This window comes from Xanthobacter sp. BG11Y11_SDJG (genome assembly GCF_057364445.1).
Genome location: NZ_JBNFNU010000276.1, coordinates 1 through 5860, shown reverse-complemented (window position 1 = coordinate 5860; position 5860 = coordinate 1). Strand labels below are relative to the sequence as shown.

The 5860-nt window shown below is 70.1% G+C and carries 4 protein-coding genes and 2 pseudogenes; 5 read left to right on the top strand and 1 reads right to left on the bottom strand.

All coding sequences use genetic code 11. The features are described 5' to 3' along the window. Positions 1 to 212, top strand: a pseudogene (locus AC2W7M_RS18460) (hypothetical protein); the annotation flags it as partial. 342 nt (positions 213 to 554) lie between these two features. Further along, positions 555 to 2412: pseudogene (ftsH, locus tag AC2W7M_RS18455) on the top strand (ATP-dependent zinc metalloprotease FtsH). A gap of 220 nt (positions 2413 to 2632) precedes the next feature. Here ftsH and AC2W7M_RS18450 read toward each other — a convergent pair. Further along, complete coding sequence (locus AC2W7M_RS18450; protein WP_486133909.1) at positions 2633 to 2977, bottom strand: DUF6476 family protein; 345 nt, start codon at positions 2975 to 2977, stop codon at positions 2633 to 2635. 36 nt (positions 2978 to 3013) lie between these two features. Between AC2W7M_RS18450 and AC2W7M_RS18445 the strand changes: the two genes are divergently transcribed. From AC2W7M_RS18445 to AC2W7M_RS18435, 3 genes are all read left to right on the top strand, one after another. Continuing rightward, positions 3014 to 4048, top strand: a complete 1035-nt coding sequence (locus tag AC2W7M_RS18445; RefSeq protein WP_486133907.1) for an RluA family pseudouridine synthase — start codon at positions 3014 to 3016, stop codon at positions 4046 to 4048. 114 nt (positions 4049 to 4162) lie between these two features. Then, positions 4163 to 5065 (top strand): RNA polymerase sigma factor RpoH, encoded by a 903-nt coding sequence (rpoH, locus tag AC2W7M_RS18440; protein ID WP_486133905.1) that lies wholly within the window; start codon positions 4163 to 4165, stop codon positions 5063 to 5065. 93 nt (positions 5066 to 5158) lie between these two features. After that, positions 5159 to 5860, top strand: a 702-nt coding sequence (locus AC2W7M_RS18435; RefSeq protein ID WP_486133903.1) for a hypothetical protein, incomplete at its 3' end; no start/stop codon positions are given.

The following is a 5860-nucleotide window of genomic DNA, read 5'->3' as shown; positions in this document are numbered from 1 at the left end:
CCACCGACCAGGCCGGGGCGCGCATCGGCCTGGCGCCGTGGCAGGCCGGCGGGCCGGTGCGGTTCGATCTGGCCGGCTTCCAGAACCTGCCGACGGAAATCGGCCTGCGCCTGCTGGCGCGCGCCATCGGCCATTGCGGGCCGGGAGGGACCCGCCGAGCTCGCCAAGCTGGAGGCGATGACGGAGCAGGTCTACACGCGGTTGAAAGGTGAGCCGTCACCCTTTCGTCGCACCCTCGCCGGTGCCCTGGTGGCGATCCGGCACGGGGAATTGTGCGTATCGTCCGCGCCGGACCGCAGGAAGGGGCCGGCCTCGCGGTGATTTTGGGCGGCGCGGGGTGCCGTCTCCTTGGCAAGACAAGGGGCGCAACCTAGATTAGGGGCCGGACGTAGCGGGAATGGCGCTCCATCCCTGCCTCGACGGAGCAGGTTCCGGACGGGAAGGACAGCGGGTGCCATGCCTTCGGGCGTCCCCAAGAGGGTTCAATGAACGCCAATTTACGTAATTTCGCCCTTTGGGTGATCATCGTCCTGCTGCTGCTCGCGCTGTTCTCGCTGTTCCAGAGCCCTGGGCAGCGGACGAACGCCAACGAGATTTCCTTCTCCCAGCTGCTCGCAGACGTGGACGCGGGCAAGGTGCGCGAGGTGGTGATCGAAGGGCCGAACATCACCGGCACCTATTCCGACCGCCCCGGCTCGTTCCAGACCTATGCGCCGAACGATCCCTCGCTGATCCAGCGGCTCTACGGCAAGGGCGTGCAGATCACCGCGCGCCCGCCGTCGGACAACGTGCCGTGGTTCGTGAGCCTGCTGGTCTCCTGGCTGCCCTTCCTGGCGCTGATCGGCGTGTGGATCTTCCTCTCGCGCCAGATGCAGGGCGCCGGCGGCAAGGCCATGGGCTTCGGCAAGAGCCGGGCCAAGCTGCTGACCGAGGCGCACGGGCGCGTGACCTTCGACGACGTGGCCGGCATCGACGAGGCCAAGAGCGACCTCACCGAGATCGTCGAATTCCTGCGCGACCCGCAGAAGTTCCAGCGCCTCGGCGGCCGCATCCCGCGTGGCGTGCTGCTGGTGGGCCCGCCCGGCACCGGCAAGACGCTGCTCGCCCGCGCCATCGCCGGCGAGGCCAACGTGCCGTTCTTCACCATCTCCGGCTCGGACTTCGTGGAGATGTTCGTGGGCGTCGGCGCGAGCCGGGTGCGCGACATGTTCGAGCAGGCGAAGAAGAACGCGCCGTGCATCATCTTCATCGACGAGATCGACGCGGTGGGCCGCCACCGCGGTGCCGGCCTCGGCGGCGGCAATGACGAGCGCGAGCAGACCCTCAACCAGTTGCTCGTGGAGATGGACGGCTTCGAGGCGAACGAGGGCATCATCCTCATCGCCGCTACCAACCGTCCGGACGTGCTCGACCCGGCGCTGCTGCGCCCCGGCCGCTTCGACCGCCAGGTGGTGGTGCCGAACCCGGACGTGGTGGGCCGCGAGCAGATCCTGAAGGTGCATGCCCGCAAGATCCCGGTCGCGCCCGACGTGAACCTGAAGACCATCGCCCGCGGCACCCCCGGCTTCTCGGGCGCCGACCTCGCCAACCTCTGCAACGAGGCGGCGCTGATGGCGGCCCGGCGCAACAAGCGCATGGTCACCATGCAGGAGTTCGAGGACGCCAAGGACAAGGTGATGATGGGCGCCGAGCGCCGCTCCCTCGTGATGACCGAGGAAGAGAAGATGCTCACCGCCTATCACGAGGGCGGCCACGCCATCGTCGCGCTCAACGTCCCGGCCACCGACCCGGTGCACAAGGCCACCATCATCCCGCGCGCGCGCTTTGGGCATGGTCATGCAGCTCCCGGAGCGCGACAAGCTCTCCATGAGCTATGAGCAGATGACCTCGCGCCTCGCCATCATGATGGGCGGGCGCGTGGCGGAGGAGCTGGTGTTCGGCCACGACAAGGTGACCTCCGGCGCCGCCTCCGACATCGAACAGGCCACCCGCCTCGCCAAGATGATGGTGACCCGCTGGGGCTTCTCCGACCTGCTCGGCCAGGTGGCCTATGGCGAGAACCAGGACGAGGTGTTCCTGGGCATGTCCATGCAGCGCCACCAGAACATCTCGGAGGCCACGGCCCAGACCATCGACAAGGAGGTCCGGCGGCTGGTGGACGAGGGCTACCAGGAGGCCAAGCGCATCCTCACCGAGCGGTCCCAGGACCTCGAGACCCTGGCCAAGGGCCTGCTGGAGTACGAGACCCTCTCGGGCGACGAGATCGTCGACCTCATGAACGGCAAGACGCCGAACCGCGAGAGCGTGATCGACCCGCCGAACCCGCGTGGTTCGGCGATCCCCACCGCGGGCAAGAACCGCCCCCGCCCCGGCGGCGCTGGCGGCTCCATCGAGCCCCAGCCCCAGGCCTGAGGCCCGCGCCTCCGGGCGACAGGGGCCGCAGAACCGGAAAAACGCCCGCCGCCCGGCGGGCGTTTTTCGTGGTCCGGCCAAACCAAGCTAGCGCCTGAGGGGGCGCGATGCCGCGGCGCGGCGGCGTTTCACAATGGCGGCGCGCAAGGGGGCGCGGACGGGATGGAGCGCGCGCCGTCGGCCCAGCCGGAAGCGGTTTCGAGCGGCGCCGGCGTGTCCCTCAGGGCTGCTCGGCGAAGCGCAGCGTGCCGGCGGGTGCGAGCGTGCGCGCGTCGAACGTGCGAATCTCCACCGAACCGCCTATATCCAGCGTCACGACCACCACGCGCGCGACGGCGGTGGAGACGATCTTCGCCCCCTTGGGCAGCAGCACCGTCTGGGCGCCCTCGGCGAGCGGCTTGGCGCGCATCATGCGGTAGGCGATCACGCCCATGACGCTCGCAACCCCCAGCACCATGATCAGCATGGAGATGGTGGAGAAGCGCCGGAACTTGGCGATGACGCGCTCCTGCTCGGGGGTCAGCGCCTCGTCCGGCGTGTCGATCGGGGGCGGTCGGTGGAACATGAGCGGGCCTGGGGTCTGATGGTGCCGATACAAGTCATGGACGACGATCTGGACGACGAGCTTTCCGAGGGGCTTGATCCCGCCGCCGCGGCCGAGCGCCCCGTCGTCGCCGCGCCCGAGGATGCGGGCGAGCGGCTCGACCGCGTGCTGGCGCGGCACCTCGCCGATCTGAGCCGCACCCGCATCAAGCGCCTCATCACCGAAGGGCATGTGGCGCTCGCGGGGCGAGTGGTAGGGGACGCGGCCCAGAGGGTCAATGCCGGCGACGTCTTCGCCGTCACCGTGCCGGCGCCCGAACCGGCCGCGCCGGTGCCGCAGGACCTGCCGCTCGCCATCGCCTTCGAGGACGCCCACCTGATCGTCATCGACAAGCCGGCGGGCCTCGTGGTGCATCCCGCCCCCGGCCATGCGGGCGGCACGCTGGTGAACGCGCTGCTGCACCATTGCGGCGACAGCCTGTCCGGCATCGGCGGCGTGAAGCGGCCCGGCATCGTCCACCGCATCGACAAGGACACGTCCGGCCTGCTGGTGGTGGCGAAGTCGGATGCCGCGCACAAGGGCCTCGCCGCCCAGTTCGCCGACCATGGCCGCACCGGGCCGCTGGAGCGGGCCTATCTCGCCTTCGTCTGGGGCGTGCCGGAGGCGCGCGGCAGCGTCGACGCGCCCATCGACCGCCACCCCGCGCACCGGCAGAAGATGGCGGTGCGCCAGGGTGGGCGCCAGGCCATCACCCATTGGGACTTGGTGGAGAGCTACCGGGGCACCGACGGCGCTCCCCTCGCCAGCCTGGTGCGCTGCCGCCTGGAGACCGGGCGCACCCACCAGATCCGCGTGCACATGGCCCATCTCGGCCATCCGCTGCTGGGCGACGAGGTCTACGGCCAGGGCTTCCGCACCAAGGCGGCGCGGCTGCCTGAAGCGGCGCGCGAAACGCTCTCGCGGCTCGGCCGGCAGGCGCTGCACGCCGAACGGCTCGGCTTCGCCCATCCGGTGACCGGCAAGACGCTCGCCTTCGACAGCGCCCTTCCGGACGATCTCGCAGGGCTGCGCGCCGCACTCTCGGCGACGTGAGCGCGGAAACCTATTCGCGCCCCGAACGTATCTATATGATTGAACGACGCGGCGGGCCCATGCAGCCGCGAAAGCGGCCGCCCGGACGGGGACCGCAGCGCAAGGAGGCCGCTCATGGCCCAGGTCAAGAACGTTCCCATCCCCTCCGCGGAGGGCGGGCTCACGCGGTATCTCGAGGAGATCCGCCGGTTCCCCATGCTGGAGCCGCAAGAGGAATATATGCTCGCGAAAAGCTGGCGCGAGCACGGCGACCGCGAAGCCGCTCACAAGCTGGTGACCAGCCATCTGCGCCTCGTCGCGAAGATCGCCATGGGCTATCGCGGCTACGGCCTGCCGATCTCTGAGGTGATCTCCGAGGGCAATGTGGGCCTCATGCAGGCGGTGAAGCGCTTCGAGCCGGACAAGGGCTTCCGCCTCGCCACCTATGCCATGTGGTGGATCCGCGCCTCGATCCAGGAATACATCCTGCGCTCGTGGAGCCTCGTGAAGATGGGCACCACGGCGGCGCAGAAGAAGCTGTTCTTCAACCTGCGCAAGGCCAAGAGCCAGATCTCCGCCCTGGAGGAGGGCGACCTGCGCCCCGACCAGGTGAAGCAGATCGCCACCAAGCTCGGCGTCACCGAGCAGGACGTGGTGGACATGAACCGCCGCCTGTCCGGCGACGCCTCGCTCAACGCCCCCATCCGGGAGGATTCGGAGGGCGGCGAGTGGCAGGACTGGCTGGTGGACGAGCGCCTCGACCAGGAGGAGCAGCTCGCCGAGAGCGAGGAGCTGGACAACCGCCGCTCCGCTCTGGCCGGCGCGCTCTCCGTGCTCAACGACCGCGAGCGGCGCATCTTCGAGGCGCGGCGGCTCAGCGAGGACCCCATGACGCTGGAGGACCTCGCCAGCGAGTTCGGCGTCTCGCGCGAGCGCGTGCGCCAGATCGAGGTGCGCGCCTTCGAGAAGGTGCAGAAGGCGGTGATGGACCGGGTGCGCCAGACCGAGTCGCCGAGCGCGGAGGCGGTCGGCGCCTGATCGCCTACCGATCCGCCGGGCAGCGCAATTCCCGTTGCATCGCACGAGGCCCTCACTTTAAGTGAGCCATCCGACGTGCCGCGCGGAGGGGGGATGGCCGCTCGCGACCTGCTTTCCGTCGTCGACAGCGTCTATGCCGCCGCACTCGAGCCCGAGCGCTGGCAGCAGGCGCTCGGCGACCTCTCGCTGGCGCTCGGCGCGCTCGGCACCACCATGATCCCCCTCGGGGCCGACGGGCCGAGGGCCGCTCTGGCATCGGACAGCCTCGCCGAGGCCAATGCCGACTACCAGCAGGGCTGGTGGCGCCACGACACCGCCAGCCTGCGCGTGGTGCAGCGCGGCCTCAGGCCCGGCATCGTCGGCACCGACCGCGTGGTGATGACCGAGGAGGAGATCGCCCGCGATCCCTTCTACCAGGACTTCCTGCGTCGCCACGGAATCCGCCAGACCATGGCGGCGATCGCCCCTCTGGGCGAGGGGCGGCTGTTGTCCATCGGTGTGCAGCGCAGCCTGACGCGCGATCTGTTCCAGGACGAGGACGTGGCCGCTCTGGCGCGCATCGCCCCCCATCTCGGGCGCGCCATCGCCGTCACCTCCGCTCTGGTGGAGGCGCGTCGGATGTCCGACGACCTCGCCGCGGCGGTGGCGCATCTCGCCTGGGGCGTCGTGATGCTGAACGCCGCCGGCGACGTGCGCCATGTCAACGCCGTCGCGGAGACCTTCCTGGGCGACGGCCTGCGGGTGACCGGCCGGCGCATCGCGGCGGCGGGCCGAGACGACGACGCGCGGCTCCAG